This window comes from Brevundimonas sp. EU05-FHT14B11 (genome assembly GCF_058790835.1).
The window spans coordinates 1,362,221-1,376,534 of the sequence record NZ_JBYTCY010000001.1 but is presented as its reverse complement, the minus strand read 5'-3'; the positions used below and the strand labels follow the sequence as shown (position 1 = coordinate 1,376,534).

Below are 14,314 nucleotides of genomic sequence, written 5' to 3'. Positions count from 1 at the left end.
CCGCTCAGCTGCGGAGGATCCGCCCCTCCAGGCCCCGCACCGCCTCGATGAAAGCCTCCGGGACGGGCACGGCTTTACGCGACCCGTCCAGCGCGACGCACACATAGGTCAGGCCGACATCGGCCAGCAGTTCGTCGTCCCGGAAGATCCCCACCCGCGGCTGGAACGAGCTGCGTCCGAACCGCTCGATCCGCGCGCCCAGCCTCAGCATCTCGTCGCAACGGGCCGACGCCCGGAAGTCCAGCTTCGCCCCGGCCGCGAACATGTCGATCCCCAGGCCCGTCGTCCCCTCATGCCCCGGCAGGCCGATCGCCCGGAAATACTCGGCCATCGCGACGTCGGCGTAGACGAGGTAGTTCGGATTGAAGACCACCCCCTGCATGTCCACCTCTGCCCAGCGCACGCGCAGGGGCTCGAAGAAGACGAAATCGGCGGGAGTCGAGGGCGTTTCGAAGGCGGGCATGGCGACAGGCTAGGCGGCTTCAGACCGTTAACGCAAGCAGGCCGCGCCGGACTCTGCCGCCGCCACTTGCGATTCGTTCGCACATACTCTAGACACCGCCCCGTCGCCTCCGGGCGGCCGTAAGCGTCTCACGTCAGACAACGCATCCCTCCCGGTCGCGGCCGGGGCAGCCGGATCTCCGGCGGATGCGACATGGCCGACGACCCTTTCCAACAGAGACGCTCAATGCACCCTTCCATCATCGTCTTCCGCCGCCTGCCGGCGCGCTACAACGCTGTCGTCCAGCCCCTGGTCCTGTCGGTCATCATGAGCGGCGTGGTCTCGGCCATCACGACGCTGCGCGGCCTCGGCCTGTCGCCGGCCTTCCCGGCGACGTGGCTGCCCTCGTGGGGCCTGTCCTGGGTCGTGGCCTTCCCGGTCCTGCTGGCCATCCTGCCGGTCGTTCGCCGCATCGTCGGCTGGATGGTCGAACCCGGCGGCCGCTAGGGATTCGCGGCCATCATCCACGGCGGTTCCGGCATGGCCGCGCGGGCCTGGGCCTGGGCCCGGGTCCAGCGGTCATGCAGATCCTCGAAATAGGGATCGTCCGCCTCGATCCGGCGCTCGTCGCCGCTGATCATGCCGCGGCGCAGGGTCAGCATGTCGAAGGGCGCGCCGACGCCGACATTGCTGCGCATCGTGGTCGAGAACGAGATCAGCCCCAGCTTCACCGCCTCGGCCAGCGGCGTGCTCCCGCGCAGGCCGCTGACCAGGATGGGCTTGCCGTATTTGGCCTCGCCGATCTGCATGAAGGGGGTGTCGGGCCCGCACTCGATGAAATTGCCCTGGCTGTAGATCAGATACAGCTGCATCGGCCCGCCGGCGATCTGGCCGCCCAGCAGCATCGAGGCCGAGGTGTTCAGGCTGTCCGCCTCCAGCGCCGGGGCGATCGACTGGCGCACGTTGCGCAGCGCGTGGCCCAGCAGTTGCGCGCAGCGGAACAGCGACGGGGCGTTCTCCAGCGTCTCGGGCTCTTCGCCGACGTTCAGGTGGACGCCCTCGCGAACCATGGCCAGCGCCGTCTGGGTCACCGACAGATTGCCCGCCGTGGCCACGGCCAAAACGCGCTCGCCTGGATGATCGACGACATGCAGCTTGCGATAGGACGAGATGTTGTCGACGCCCGCATTGGTGCGGGTGTCGGCGATCATCGCCAGCCCCTCATCAACCAGCAGGCCCACGCAGTAGGTCATTGGACGTGTCGTATCCCGCGAACGTCAGAATTCGCCCGACCGTAACAGATTCCCGCGACGTACGACCCCACGGCTACGCCTGCTGTTGGCCCTGTTGCATGTCCGCATCACGTACGGTCAGGCGGACCGCAAGCGTCTCTCCGCTCCCGCCGTAGCTGGCCCCGCGCACCGGGGCGGCGCCCAGATAGTCCAGGCCGGTGGCGATGCGGACGTAGCGCTCGGTCGGGCAGACGCCGTTGGCCGGATCGAAGCCGACCCAGCCCAGACCCTCGATCCAGGCCTCGGCCCAGGCGTGGGCGGCCTCCTGATCGGCCCGGTCGCGCCGCGCCAGATGGCCCGAGACATAGCGGGCGGGCACGCCCATCTGGCGGGCGCAGGCGATGAAGACATGGGCGTGGTCCTGGCAGACCCCCCGCCCCAGGGCCAGGACCTCGCTGGCGGTGTTCGTCGGCGTGGTCACTCCGACCTCGAACGCCACCGATCCATTGATGGCGGCCATCAGCCGGTGCATCCGGTCCAGCGGCGGATGGGCCTGGAACTCGGACGCGAAGACCGAGATCAGCTTGTCCCGTTTCGTCAGGTCCGTATCGCGCAGGAAGACCAGCGGCGACAGCCGCTCCTGGTCCGGCGGGATCACGCCCGCCGTGTCGCTGGTCACCACCTCGCCGGTCACCCGGATCGTCAGGCTCTTGGTCGGCTGCTCGGTATAGAGGGCGTGGACGATGTTGCCGAAGGCGTCCTCGGAGCGGCGCAGGCGGGCGTCCACGTCCGTCTCCACCTGCCAGTCGCGCACCGTCTGCGCCTCGCTGGAGCGCGGCGTCAGGCGCAGGGTCTGGATGATGAACCGGGCCGCCCGGTCGTAGGCGTAGGTCGTGGCGTGGTCGATCCGGATGCGCATCAGCTCAGGTACTGTTCGGTGATGGCCTGCCCCAGCCGACCGTTCTCGGCGAGGAAGCTCTGGATGTATTCGTGCAGGCCCGCCTGGAAGATGGTCTCGATCTTCGAGGTCTCGAAGGCCCGCATCCGCTCCGCCGCCAGCCGCTGGGCCGGACCGCGCCGGCCGTAGTCGCTGGCCAGCCGTTCGAGATAGCGCACGATCGAGGTCTGGCAGCTGGCCAGCGAACGCGGCATCTGCCGGTTCAGCACCAGCAGGTCCGCCACCAGCCACGGCTTGACCGAGTCCCGGTAGACCCAGCGATAGGCTGTCAGCGCCGACACCTCGCGCAGCAGGGTCGTCCACTGGAAGTAATCCAGCTGCCCGCCCACCCGTTCGCCCTCGGGCAGCAGCAGGTGGTATTTCACGTCCAGCAGGCGGGCGGTGTTGTCGGCCCGCTCGATCGCCGCGCCCAGGCGCAGGAAATAGTAGCCGTCGTTGCGCAGCATGGTCCGCGAGGCCGCGCCCTCGACCGACAGGGTGACCGTCTTCACCCATTCCAGGAAGTGGCCGAAGTCGTCGCGGCGGGTCGGCTGCCCCTGCTCGGCCAGCCCATTCCAGGCGCCGTTGATCGCCTCCCACAGCTCGACCGTCAGGGCGGTGCGCACCGAGCGCGCATTGGTCCGCGCCCGGGTGATGCAGGCGGTGATCGACGAGGCGTTGTCCGGCGCGAAGGCCAGGTATTCGCGCACCGACTTCTCCGTCGGCGACCGGCCCAGCGCCTTGGGCGCCCCCGCCGAGGCCAGCGCGCTGGCCCACACCGTCTCGGCGTCTCCGTCGCCCCGGGTCGGAATGGCGGCCAGCCGGATGGTGGCCTCCAGGATGCGGGCGAGAAAGTCCGCCCGCTCGATATAGCGGCCGGTCCAGTACAGGCTGTCTGCGGTTCTCGAAAGCATCAGACGTCCAGCACCCAGGTGTCCTTGGTCCCGCCGCCCTGGCTGGAGTTCACCACCAGCGAGCCGGGCTTCAGCGCCACCCGCGTCAGGCCGCCGGGGGCCACCTTCACCCCCTCGGGGCTGGACAGCACGAACGGCCGCAGGTCGACGTGCCGCCCGTGCAGCTCGCCCTTGTCCAGCGTCGGCGCGGTCGACAGGGCCAGCGTCGGCTGGGCGATGAAGTCGTCGGGATCGTTGATCAGCTTCTTGCGGAAGGCCTCGATCTCCGTCTTCGACGCGGCCGGTCCGACCAGCATGCCGTAGCCGCCGGATCCCCCGACCTCCTTGACCACCAGGTCGCCCAGGTTGGCCAGCACGTGCTTCAGCGCCTCAGGCTCGCGGCACCGCCAGGTCGGCACATTCTTCAGGATCGGCTCCTCGCCGGTGAAGAAGCGGATGATCTCCGGCATGTAGGTGTAGACGGCCTTGTCGTCGGCCACGCCGGTGCCGACCGCATTGGCCAGGGTCACCGTCCCCGCCTCATAGGCGGTCATCAGCCCGGGCACGCCCAGCGCCGAGTCCGGGCGGAAGGTCAGCGGATCCAGGAAGGCGTCGTCGATGCGGCGATAGACGACGTCGACCTGCTTGCGGCCCTCGGTCGTGCGCATGAAGACCCGGCCGTCGTCGACGAACAGGTCGCGGCCCTCGACCAGCTCCACCCCCAGCTTGTCGGCCAGGAAGCTGTGCTCGTAATAGGCCGAGTTGAACGGTCCGGGCGTCAGCACCACGATGGTCGGGTCCGCCCCCGCCGCCTCGGGCGCGCAGGCCCGCAGGGACGCCAGCAGCATGTCGGCATAGGTCTCGACCGGCCGCACCGGATAGTCGGCGAACAGGTCGGGGAACAGCCGCATCATCATCTCGCGGTTCTCCAGCATGTAGGAGACCCCCGACGGCGTGCGACAGTTGTCTTCCAGCACGTAGAAGCCGTCCTCGCCCGTGCGCACCAGGTCGACGCCGGCGATCTGCACCCAGATGTCGCGCGGCGGGCGGCGGCCCTGCATCTCGGGCGCGTACTGCGGATTGGTCAGGACCAGCTCGGCCGGGACGATCCCCGCCTTGATGCACTCCTGCGCGCCATAGATGTCGGCTAGGAAGGCGTTGATCGCCGACACCCGCTGGATCAGCCCCTTCTCCAGCCCGGCCCATTCGGTCGCGCCGATGATCCGCGGCACCACGTCGAAGGGGATCAGCCGTTCGCTGGACTCGGCGTCGCCATAGACCGCGAAGGTGACCCCCATCCGCCGGAAGAACAGTTCCGCCTGGCGCGAGCGCGCCTGCAGCAGGCCCTCCGGCGCGTCCGCCAGCCAGCGCGCCAGCCCGCGATAGCTTTCGCGGACGTCTCCACCGTCACCGGACATCTCGTCGAAGGCCATGCCGCTCCCACCGCAATGAATTTGCAGCGTGACCCGACAAGCGACGCTGGCGCAACAGTAATGTTGCGCTGCGGCAAAGGTTCAGCCGTGGCGGGCTCTTCCGAAGCGGCCTGGCGCGCGCGGGTCCGCCGTCCACGGAGCGAAGGTCACGCGGACGACGCGCCAGCTTCACCTCCCGGTCGTCGCACCGTCGCTTCGACGGCATACAGCCCCGCTAGGTCGGGCTCCTCACCTCGGGGGCCCCGTCATGATTCATCGCGTTCAACGTCCGTCCATCCTGCTCGGCGCCAGCGCCCTGGGCGTCGTCTGGGCCCTGGCCGGAACCGCTTCGGCCCAGGAGGCCGCCGCCGCCCAGCTGGACGAGGTCGTCGTCACCGCCCAGCTGCGTCAGCAGAGCGCCGTCGAGGTGCCCTTCGCCCTGACCGCCTACTCCGGCGAGCGCCTCGAGAGCCTCGGCGTGCAGGACTTCGAGGAGTTGTCGGCCTTCACCCCCGGCTTCCTGGTGCAGAACCAGTCGCCCAACAACCCGGGCTTCGTGATGCGCGGCATCACCTCGGACTCGGGCGCCGCCACCGCTGAACCGCGCGTCTCGGTCTTCCAGGACGGCGTCTCCATCTCCAAGTCGCGCGGCTCCTATGTCGAGCTGTTCGACATCGAGCGTGTCGAGGTGGCCAAGGGCCCGCAGTCGACCCTCTACGGCCGCGGCGCCCTGATCGGCGCGGTCAACGTCATCCAGAACAAGGCCGTGATCGGCGAGTGGGCCGCTTCGGGCCGCATCGGCCTGGGCGACTATTCCTACGCCATCGGCGACCTGGTGGTGAACGCGCCCATCGGCGACACCGCCGCCATCCGCTTCGCCGTCCGCCGCAAGACCCGCGACGGCTACATCCAGAACCTGCTCGGCGGCGAAAACTACAACAGCTTCGACACCCAGGCCCTGCGCCTGTCGGGCGCCTTCCGCCCCGCCGAAGGCCTGCGCATCGACGTGATCGCCAACTATCAGACCGACGACTCGGCCGGCACCGCGTTCAAGTCGCTGGCCTTCACGCCGCAGGATCCGGCCACCGGCGCCGTCCTCGGCACGCGCGAGCCCTGGACGGGCGCGGCCCTGACGCCCTCGGCCCTGTTCGACGGCGGCAAGCAACTGGGCCTCGACCGCGACGTCTGGGGCGTGACGGGCATCGTGTCCTGGGATCTGTCGGACAGCCTGACCCTGACCTCGACCACCGCCTACCGCGAGTTCAACTCGTACGAGACCTTCGACGCCGACGGCGTATCGCTGCCGATCCTGACCGCCGCCGAAGAGGCCCATGGCGAGCAGACCAGCCAGGAGTTCCGCCTCAACTACGACAACGGCGGCCGCTTCTCCGGCTTCGTCGGCGCCGGCTACTTCTCCGAGGACGGCTATCAGCGCACCCCGACCCAGTTCGACGAGCGCATGGCCCTGGCCCAGCTGTCGGGCGTGCTGGACGGCAATCCCGCCGCCGTCGGCCAGAACACCCTGCCGGCCGCGGCCTATCCGACGGTCGCGCAAGGCGTGATCACCCAGCTGCTGACCCCGCTGGGCGCCGGCGCCCTGGCCCCGGCGATCGCCGCCAACCTGAAGGCCGCCCATATCGAGACGCCGATCAACGCCTCGGAGCTGACGTCGTTCGACGTGTTCGCGGACGCGACCTACGCCATCACCGACCGCTTCGAGGTGGCCGCCGGCATCCGCTTCACCCGCGATGAGAAGACCACCGGCTACGCCTCCAGCGTCCAGAGCCGCTCGATCCTCGGCGGCCTGCTGGCGATCCAGACCGGCGCCGTTCCGCCGGCCCAGATCCCGGCGCTGCTCGGCGGCCTGGCGACCCCGGGCGCGGTCAACCTGCCGGCCGGCGTCCTGCCCCTGTTCGGCCTGACCGCCCAGCCGACCGCCAACAACGGCGACTTCACCTACGGCGATCTGGAAGACGACGGCGTCACCTGGCGCCTGACGGCGCGCTACGCCCTGTCGGATGACGCCAACCTCTACGCCAACTACGCCCGCGGCCGCCGTCCCAAGGTGCTGGCCCAGGCCGGTCCGTCGGCCCCCGGCGGCGCGGTGACCTTCAAGGAAGTCGACGCCGAAAGCGTCGACAGCTTCGAGATCGGCGCCAAGGCCGCCCTGATGGACCGCACCCTGCGCCTCGACGGCGCCGTCTATCTCTACAACTACGAGAACTTCCAGACGACGGTCCAGGACGGCGTCCAGTTCGTCGTCACCAACGCCGGCAAGGCCGAGGCCTACGGCTTCGAAGGCCAGGCGCTGTGGGCCGTCGGCGATCAGGTCGAGGTGTTCGGGACCTACAGCTACAACCACTCGCGCTTCAAGGCGGGCATCTACGACGGCAACCGCCTGCGCCTGTCGCCGGACCACCGCGCCTCGATCGGCGTGAACTGGACCCTGCCGGTCGCCGGCGGCTCCCTCCGGATCCAGCCGACCTACAGCTGGCAGTCCGAAGTCTTCTTCGACGACGACAACGACCGCACCGACCTGCAGGCCCGCAACCTGGTCCCCGACCTGATCGTGGACGAGGTCCAGGACAGCTACGGCCTGCTGAACCTGCGCCTGCGCTACGCGCCGGACGGCGGCGCCTGGTCGGTCGAGGCCTTCGCCGACAACCTGCTGGACGAGAAGTTCATCAAGGACGCCGGCAACACCGGCGACGCGCTGGGCATGCCGACCTTCATCGCCGGCGAGCCCCGCACCGTCGGCGTCGTCTTCGGCGTCAAGTACTGAGGCCCGGCGCATGACCCTTCACCGTCGCGGCCTTCTCGGTCTCATCGGCGCCGGCGCGGCGGGCGCGGGCCTGCCCGCCGCCGCCCGTTCCGCCCAGGCGGTCGCCTTCCAGCACGGGGTCGCTTCCGGCGATCCCCGCGCCGACGGCGCCGTCATCTGGACGCGGGTGACCCCGTCCGATCCGTCGGCGCGCAACATCCGCGTGGACTGGTCGGTCTGGCGCGACGGCGACGCCTCCGCCGCCGTCGCGGGCGGCACGGTCGAGACCGGGCCGGAGCGCGACTTCACGGTGAAGATCCCCGTCACGGGCCTGCAGCCCGGCGTCGAGTACCGCTACGCCTTCACCTCGGGCGAGACGCGCTCGCCGCAGGGCCGGGTCCGCACCCTGCCCGTCGGCGCCAATCCCGAGACCGTTCTGGCCGTCGTCTCGTGCCAGCTCTACCCGGGCGGCCTGTTCAACGCCTACGACGCCATCTCGAAGCTGGAACGCCTCGACGCGGTCGTCCACCTCGGCGACTACATCTACGAATACGGGGCCGAGCCCGGCGACTACGGCATGGACCACGGCGCGGCCCTGAACCGCGCCCCGGTTCCCGCCCACGAGATCGTCAGCCTGGCCGACTACCGCCAGCGGCACGCCCAGTACAAGACCGACCCCGACCTGCAGGCAGCCCACGCCCGCGCCGCCTTCATCTGCGTCTGGGACGACCACGAGGTCGCCAATGACACCTGGACCATGGGCGCCGAGAACCACACGCCCGCCACCGAAGGCGACTTCGGCGCCCGCAAGGCCGCGGCGCTGAAGGCCTATTTCGAGTGGATGCCGATCCGTGAACCGGAAGGCGGCCTGACCGAAGAGGCCATCTACCGCAGCTTCGACTTCGGCGACCTGGCCAGCCTGCTGATGGTCGAGACCCGCCTGACGGCGCGCAACGCGCAGCTGACCTACGCCGCCGACATGCCGATGACCGCCGCCGGCCCCGACCTCGCCGCCTTCGAGGCCAGGCGCAACGACCCGGCCCGCGACCTGCTGGGCGATCGCCAGCGGGACTGGATCAAGACCACCCTGCAGGCCTCCAGGGCCGCCGGCCGGCCGTGGCAGGTGCTGGGCAACCAGGTCGTCATGGCCCGCGTGCAGGGGCCGGACATCTCCAAACTGGCCTCGCGCCTGGAGATCATGGCCCTGATGGCCAGCCTCAAGCCCGAGATCCGGGCCCAGGTGCAGCAGGCCCAGCAGCTGTTCAGCCTTGGCGTGCCCTTCAACCTCGACAGCTGGGACGGCTATCCCGCCGGCCGCGAGCGCCTCTACGCGGCCTTCGCCGAGGCCGGGGTCGAGCCCATCGTCCTGGCCGGCGACAGCCACGCCTTCTGGGTCAACGACCTGAAGGACGCCGGCGGCACGCGCCGCGCGGTCGAGTTCGGGACCAGCTCCATCTCCAGCCCCTCCCCCGGCGACCACGTCCCCGGCGTGCCCCTCGGCGCCGCCCTGAACGCCGCCAACCCCGAGGTCGTCCTCTGCGACCAGACGGCCAAGGGCTACGTCCTGCTGACCCTGACGCCGCAGGCGGCCAAGGCCGAGTTGCGCACCGTCTCCACCATCGTGGCCAAGCCCTATCGCGAACGGACGCTGAAGACCTTCACCGTGGCGAAGACGGCGACGGGCCTGGGTCCGCTGGTCGAGGCCTGATCCGTCAGCCCGCCGCCCGCGCATAGCGTCCGGGCGGCTGGCCGACGTAGCGGCTGAAGGCGGTGCTGAAGGTGCTGGCCGAGCCGTAGCCGACGCGCTGCGCCACCTCGTCCAAGGCCAGGTCTCGGGCGCGCAGCAGGGTCTTGGCCAGCGCCATCCGCCACGCCAGCAGATACTCCATCGGGGCCATGCCCACGGCGCGGGTGAACCGGTCGAAGAAGGCGGATCGCGACAGCGCCGCCGTCCGCGCCAGCTGCTCCACGGTCCAGGCCCGCGACGGTTCGCCGTGCATCCCGCGCATCGCCGCCGCCAGACGGGCGTCCGCCAGTCCGCGCAGCAGGCCCGGCGGCGTCCCCTCCCCCGGCGCCGACCGCAGCGACTCGACCAGCAGCACCTCCACCAGTCGGGCCAGGATCAGCTCCCGCCCGGGCCGGTCGGCGCGGGCCTCGTCGGCGACCAGCTCGACCAGGGCCGACAGCCGCCCCGGCCCCCGCACATGGATCAGCGCCGGCAGCAGCGACACCAGCAGGGCGGCGTCGGGCGCGTCGAACGCGAAATAGCCGCCCAGCAGCCGCACGTCGGCCGGTCCGTCCGGCGTCCCATGCCGCAACTCCCCGCCCGGCGCGGCCTCGTCCGGATCCATCAGCCGGGGCGTCGCCGGCTCAAACCCCGACAGCACGAAGCCGGGTGTCGCGGGCAGCAGGATGAAGTCCCCCGCCTCCAGCACGACCGGCTCCTGCCCCGCGACCTCCAGCCGGCACCGGCCCTCCAGCACGGTGCAGAAACTCGGATGGCCGAACTCGGCGTAGCGAACCGCCCACCGCCCGGCCCCGCTGATGCCCTTGGCGAACACCGTCCGGGGCCTCAGCAGGCCGATGATTTCAGAGAGGGGGTCGCTCATTCTGGACGATTACAAATAAAATCCGGACTACAGATCGTATAACGTCCTGATACGGCCCGCTAGCCTGATGAGGTCAAACACAAGGATCACCCCCATGAAGACCGTGCTCATCACCGGCTGCTCCAGCGGCTACGGCCTCGAAACCGCGCTCCACTTCCTCGACCGGGGCTGGACCGTCATCGCCACCATGCGCACCCCGCGCCCGGATCTCTTCCCCGCCTCGGACCGCCTGCGCCTGCTGCCGCTCGACGTGACCCGCCCCGACAGCATCGCCGCCCTGGTCCAGGCCGCCGGACCGATCGACGTGCTGGTCAACAATGCGGGCATCGGCCTGCTCGGCGCCTTCGAGGCCACGCCGATGGCGACCGTCCGCGAGGTGTTCGAGACCAACACCTTCGGAACCATGGCCGTGACCCAGGCCTTCCTGCCCGACATGCGTGAGCGCGGTTCTGGGGTGATCGTCAATGTGACGTCCAGCGTGACCCTGGCCCCCATGCCGCTGGTGGCGGGCTATACGGCCAGCAAGACCGCGGTCCAGGGCTTCACCGCCTCCCTCGCCCATGAACTTGAGGGCTTCGGCGTGCGCGTGAAGCTGGTCGAACCGGGCTACGGCCCCTCGACGCGCTTCACCGACAACTCGGGCGACCGAATGAACGGCCTGATCCCGCCGGCCTACGCCCCGTTCGCCGAGACGGTCTTCGCGGGCTTCCGGCCGGCCATCGTGACCGTCCCGGCGGACGTGGCGAGCGCCGTCTGGCAGGCCGCCACCGACGGTTCGGATCGCCTCAGCTATCCCGCCGGTCCGGACGCGGTGGCTCTCGCCCGGCAGGACTGATCGCAGACCTTCTCCCTCCCCTTCATGGGGAGGGATGTCGGCGCGCAGCGCCGACAGGGTGGGGTTCGTATCCGAGCGCGCCGCTCCCCACCCGTACCGCTACGCGGTCCACCCTCCCCAGGAGGGGAGGGAGAACGGAGCTACTGGCCGCCCGCCGCTCGCGGCCCCGCGTTCTTCACATACTGGTCCAGCCAGCGGGTCATCTCCCACAGCGTATGGCCGACCGACTCCCGCGCCCGGTAGCCGTGGGCCTCCAGCGGCAGGACGACGTACCGCACCTGCGCCCCATTGCCCTTCAGCGCGGCGTAGTACCGCTCCGACTGGACCGGGAAGGTGCCCGAGTTGTCGTCCGCCTCGCCGTGGATCAGCAGGATCGGCTCATTGACCTTGTCGGCATAGGCGAAGGGCGACATCGCGTTGTAGGTCTCCGGCGCCTCCCAATAGGTCCGCTGCTCGGACTGGAAGCCGAACGGCGTCAAGGTCCGGTTATAGGCGCCCGAGCGCGCGATGCCGGTCCGGAACAGGTCGGTGTGGGCCAACAGGTTTGCGGTCATGAAGGCGCCGTAGCTGTGCCCGCCGACGGCGATCCGGTCCCGGTCCGCCACGCCCAGCGCCACCACCGCGTCCACCGCCGCCTGCGCGTCGGCGGTCAGTTGGGCGATATAGGTGTCGTTCGGCTCGGCCCCGTCCTTGCCGATGATCGGGAAGGACGGATCGTCCAGCACCGCATAGCCCTGGGTCAGCAGGAACAGGTGGCTGGACCCGCCCGGGCGCACGAAGCGGTTGGCGGTGTCCACCACCTGACCGGCCACGGCGGCGTCGGTGAACTCGGCCGGATAGGCCCACATCACCAGCGGCAGCGGGCCGTCGCGATCCTTGTCATAGCCCGCGGGCAGATACAGCGTGCCGGACAGTTGCACCCCGTCCGCGCGGGCGTAGGTGATGGTCTGGCGCGACACGCCCGCCAGTTGCGGAGCCGGGTCGGGGAAGGTCGTCAGGGCGTCCGGCGCGGCGCCGTCCAGGTTGCGGACATACAGGTTCGGCGGATCGTTGCGGGTCTCGCGCCGCGTCACCAGCCGCCGCGCGCCGTCATCCAGCACGCCCACGACGCTCTCGAACTCGCCGCTGGCCGAGGTCCACAGCCGCTCGGACCGGCCCGTGTTCAGGTCCATCGCCGCCAGGAAGGGATACTCCCCTTCCCGCGTCGCGCCCGCGCCGGTCATCAGCAGGCGACCGTCGGCGGTGAAGCGGGCCACGTTGAAGCCCTGGGCGTTGGGCTCGGTCAGGGGCGAACCCGGATCGTCGTAACGCGCCTGATAGTTCCGCTCCAGCAGCACCCGGCCGGTCCCCGGACGCGAGGGATCGACGACATAGCGGGTCTCGTGCCGGGTGTTGAACCAGCGGCTGTTGACCAGCGCCGTGTCCGCATCGCCCCAGGTGACGCCGCCGTAGCGCTCCTTCAGGTCGATCAGGGTCGTCGGCTGGGCGCTGAACGGCGCGGCCAGCATGAAGACCCGGTCGCGGATCTCGGCGGCGGTGCGGGGATCGCCCCCGTCCTGGGCCTCGACCCACACCAGGGTCGACGGCGCGTCGGCGCGCCACTGCACCGAGCGCGGACCCGGAGCCACGGCGTCGAAAGGGGTCGGGATGTTGTCGCGCAGCGGCAGGTCCGAGACCTGATGCACCGTGCGGCCCTGCAGGTCGATGACCCGGGTCTGCGACGGGAACAGATTGGCCGGCACCACATAGCTGTAGGGCCGCTTGACCGTCGTGGTCAGCACATAGCGTCCGTCCGGCGAGGTGCTGGCGCCCAGATAGACCGCCGGCTCGCCCAGGGCGCGCGTCCCCCGTCCGTTCAGGGGCACATAGGTCAGCTGCGACGTGAAGTAGTGATCGAACAGGGCCTCGTCGCCCGCGTCGGTCAGCAGGTCCTGATAGGTCCGCGCCGGGGCCACCCGGCCCATGCTCTCGGCCACGATGGGGCCGGCGGGCGGACGGGTCACGTCCGGCGCCGCGCCGCGGCCCTCGGGCGTCAGCCGCACCACCAGGCCGGCGCTGTCCGGCGTCCAGTCGAAGGCGGCGCCCGCGGCGGCGTTGACCCGCGGCTCGGTCAGCTTGCGCGACCGGCCCGAGGCCACGTCCACGACCCACAGCTCCAGGCCCGTCGGCGCGTCCATCAGCAGGGCCACCGACTTGCCGTCCGGCGCCCACGACGGCGACACGAAGCGGGCGCCGGCGGGCAGCTGCACCGTCCGCGCCGCGCCGCCCGCGACCGGCTGGAAGCTCAGGCCCGTCAGCCAGGTCGTGCGGCTGTTGGCCTGGCCGTTGTTGCGCGGATTGATGCGGTAGCCGCCCAGCCGCAGCATCGGCTCGGCCAGTTCGGCGATCGGCGGCAGGTTCGAGCGGTCGTACAGCGCCAGCGTCGTCCGGTCGGGCGACAGGCTCGAGCTCGGCGTCGGCTTGGTGTCGAGAATCTCCGCGATCGGCGACGGCGGCTGCTGGTAGGCTAGCGGTTCTTGCGCCGCCACCGGTCCCGCGAGGGCGGCCAGAAGCACGAAGGCGGGCAGGGCCCGGCCAAGCAGACGATGACGCATGAGATAGCCCCTAAGCCCCCGCCACATGCGGGCGGCCGCACGCTAGGGGCGCGGCGAGGCTTCGGTCAAGCTACTGTTACAGTGTATCGGATCGAGGCGGCACCGGGTCCTGCCCCACGAAGCGCGCGTCCTTGGCCGTGAACCAGGCGTCGCGCAGCCCCTGGCGCGGCATGTCCACGCCCAGCAGGGCCAGTTGCCCGACCCAGGCCTCGGACACCTTCTCCACAGTCTCGGACACCCAGCCCGGCGCCTGCTGGTGCGACCAGTTCAGCGGCGAGACGGCGTTGAAGACCAGCAGGAAGGCCGTCGCGATCACCAGCGTCCGGCTGGTCCAGCGCATGTCGCGCGCGGCCACGCCCTCGTCGTCCAGCGGCGGGGCGGGCGGAAACGCGAACCGGCCCAGCGCCGCCAGCCGGTTCTCGCGGGTCGGCAGGTCGTGGGCGTCGGCGCTCTGGATCCAGTCGCTGGGCGGATCGGCCGGGGTCTGCGCGGGCAGGCTCTCGTACAGCGGCGGGAAGGGCGATTCCGGCCGGTGTGTCGGGAAGGGCTCCAGCGGAACCCCGCCCTCTCCCGTCTTGTCCCTGTCGTCGGTCATTGTC

General features: G+C 70.5%; 12 protein-coding genes. 4 read left to right on the top strand and 8 right to left on the bottom strand.

Going from position 1 to position 14,314, the window contains the following annotated elements; all coding sequences use genetic code 11:
- Window positions 1-4: 4 nt before the first annotated feature.
- Window positions 5-463: an acyl-CoA thioesterase gene (locus AC3WRV_RS06860; protein WP_492312637.1), complete on the bottom strand. Its 459-nt coding sequence runs from the start codon at window positions 461-463 to the stop codon at window positions 5-7.
- Between the two features lie 225 nt (window positions 464-688).
- Here AC3WRV_RS06860 and AC3WRV_RS06855 point away from each other — a divergent pair, with 225 nt between their 5' ends.
- Complete coding sequence (locus AC3WRV_RS06855; protein WP_291833372.1) at window positions 689-949, top strand: DUF2798 domain-containing protein; 261 nt, start codon at window positions 689-691, stop codon at window positions 947-949.
- Here AC3WRV_RS06855 and AC3WRV_RS06850 read toward each other — a convergent pair.
- The 4 genes from AC3WRV_RS06850 to AC3WRV_RS06835 all read right to left on the bottom strand — a co-directional run bounded on the left by AC3WRV_RS06850 (window position 946) and on the right by AC3WRV_RS06835 (window position 4,937).
- Window positions 946-1,695, bottom strand: coding sequence for a proteasome-type protease (locus tag AC3WRV_RS06850; protein WP_492312636.1), 750 nt, complete (start codon window positions 1,693-1,695; stop codon window positions 946-948). The genes AC3WRV_RS06855 and AC3WRV_RS06850 overlap by 4 nt on opposite strands.
- 73 nt (window positions 1,696-1,768) lie before the next feature.
- Complete coding sequence (locus AC3WRV_RS06845) at window positions 1,769-2,593, bottom strand: transglutaminase family protein (protein ID WP_291833378.1); 825 nt, start codon at window positions 2,591-2,593, stop codon at window positions 1,769-1,771.
- Window positions 2,593-3,525 (bottom strand): alpha-E domain-containing protein, encoded by a 933-nt coding sequence (locus tag AC3WRV_RS06840; RefSeq protein WP_291833381.1) that lies wholly within the window; start codon window positions 3,523-3,525, stop codon window positions 2,593-2,595. The genes AC3WRV_RS06845 and AC3WRV_RS06840 overlap by 1 nt, the downstream gene beginning before the upstream one ends.
- Complete coding sequence (locus tag AC3WRV_RS06835; protein ID WP_492312635.1) at window positions 3,525-4,937, bottom strand: circularly permuted type 2 ATP-grasp protein; 1,413 nt, start codon at window positions 4,935-4,937, stop codon at window positions 3,525-3,527. The genes AC3WRV_RS06840 and AC3WRV_RS06835 overlap by 1 nt, the downstream gene beginning before the upstream one ends.
- 247 nt (window positions 4,938-5,184) lie before the next feature.
- Between AC3WRV_RS06835 and AC3WRV_RS06830 the strand changes: the two genes are divergently transcribed.
- Both AC3WRV_RS06830 and AC3WRV_RS06825 read left to right on the top strand, forming a co-directional pair.
- The gene (locus AC3WRV_RS06830; RefSeq protein WP_492312634.1) at window positions 5,185-7,698 is read left to right on the top strand and encodes a TonB-dependent receptor; all 2,514 of its coding nucleotides are present in this window, start codon (window positions 5,185-5,187) and stop codon (window positions 7,696-7,698) included.
- 10 nt (window positions 7,699-7,708) lie between these two features.
- Window positions 7,709-9,385 carry an alkaline phosphatase D family protein gene (locus tag AC3WRV_RS06825; RefSeq protein WP_492312633.1) on the top strand — a complete coding sequence of 559 codons (1,677 nt, stop codon included), beginning with the start codon at window positions 7,709-7,711 and terminating at the stop codon, window positions 9,383-9,385.
- 4 nt (window positions 9,386-9,389) lie between these two features.
- Here AC3WRV_RS06825 and AC3WRV_RS06820 read toward each other — a convergent pair whose 3' ends face one another.
- Window positions 9,390-10,286: an AraC family transcriptional regulator gene (locus AC3WRV_RS06820; protein ID WP_492312632.1), complete on the bottom strand. Its 897-nt coding sequence runs from the start codon at window positions 10,284-10,286 to the stop codon at window positions 9,390-9,392.
- Between the two features lie 94 nt (window positions 10,287-10,380).
- Between AC3WRV_RS06820 and AC3WRV_RS06815 the strand changes: the two genes are divergently transcribed.
- Complete coding sequence (locus AC3WRV_RS06815) at window positions 10,381-11,121, top strand: SDR family oxidoreductase (protein WP_492312631.1); 741 nt, start codon at window positions 10,381-10,383, stop codon at window positions 11,119-11,121.
- Between the two features lie 140 nt (window positions 11,122-11,261).
- Here AC3WRV_RS06815 and AC3WRV_RS06810 read toward each other — a convergent pair whose 3' ends face one another.
- Both AC3WRV_RS06810 and AC3WRV_RS06805 read right to left on the bottom strand, forming a co-directional pair.
- A complete protein-coding gene (locus tag AC3WRV_RS06810; RefSeq protein ID WP_492312630.1) occupies window positions 11,262-13,715 on the bottom strand; it encodes an alpha/beta hydrolase family protein in 2,454 nt (817 codons plus the stop codon).
- A 76-nt stretch (window positions 13,716-13,791) separates the two neighbouring features.
- Window positions 13,792-14,310 carry a hypothetical protein gene (locus AC3WRV_RS06805; RefSeq protein ID WP_492312629.1) on the bottom strand — a complete coding sequence of 173 codons (519 nt, stop codon included), beginning with the start codon at window positions 14,308-14,310 and terminating at the stop codon, window positions 13,792-13,794.
- Window positions 14,311-14,314 lie beyond the last annotated feature (4 nt).

Excerpts from the sequence above, each read along its gene's own strand:
- AC3WRV_RS06845 (WP_291833378.1), bottom strand. The coding sequence starts at position 2,593 with ATGCGCATCCGGATCGACCACGCCACGACCTACGCCTACGACCGGGCG.
- AC3WRV_RS06835 (WP_492312635.1), bottom strand. The coding sequence starts at position 4,937 with ATGGCCTTCGACGAGATGTCCGGTGACGGTGGAGACGTCCGCGAAAGC.
- AC3WRV_RS06815 (WP_492312631.1), top strand. The coding sequence starts at position 10,381 with ATGAAGACCGTGCTCATCACCGGCTGCTCCAGCGGCTACGGCCTCGAA.
- AC3WRV_RS06855 (WP_291833372.1), top strand. The coding sequence starts at position 689 with ATGCACCCTTCCATCATCGTCTTCCGCCGCCTGCCGGCGCGCTACAAC.
- AC3WRV_RS06825 (WP_492312633.1), top strand. The coding sequence starts at position 7,709 with ATGACCCTTCACCGTCGCGGCCTTCTCGGTCTCATCGGCGCCGGCGCG.
- AC3WRV_RS06840 (WP_291833381.1), bottom strand. The coding sequence starts at position 3,525 with ATGCTTTCGAGAACCGCAGACAGCCTGTACTGGACCGGCCGCTATATC.
- AC3WRV_RS06860 (WP_492312637.1), bottom strand. The coding sequence starts at position 463 with ATGCCCGCCTTCGAAACGCCCTCGACTCCCGCCGATTTCGTCTTCTTC.
- AC3WRV_RS06850 (WP_492312636.1), bottom strand. The coding sequence starts at position 1,695 with ATGACCTACTGCGTGGGCCTGCTGGTTGATGAGGGGCTGGCGATGATC.
- AC3WRV_RS06805 (WP_492312629.1), bottom strand. The coding sequence starts at position 14,310 with ATGACCGACGACAGGGACAAGACGGGAGAGGGCGGGGTTCCGCTGGAG.
- AC3WRV_RS06810 (WP_492312630.1), bottom strand. The coding sequence starts at position 13,715 with ATGCGTCATCGTCTGCTTGGCCGGGCCCTGCCCGCCTTCGTGCTTCTG.
- AC3WRV_RS06830 (WP_492312634.1), top strand. The coding sequence starts at position 5,185 with ATGATTCATCGCGTTCAACGTCCGTCCATCCTGCTCGGCGCCAGCGCC.
- AC3WRV_RS06820 (WP_492312632.1), bottom strand. The coding sequence starts at position 10,286 with ATGAGCGACCCCCTCTCTGAAATCATCGGCCTGCTGAGGCCCCGGACG.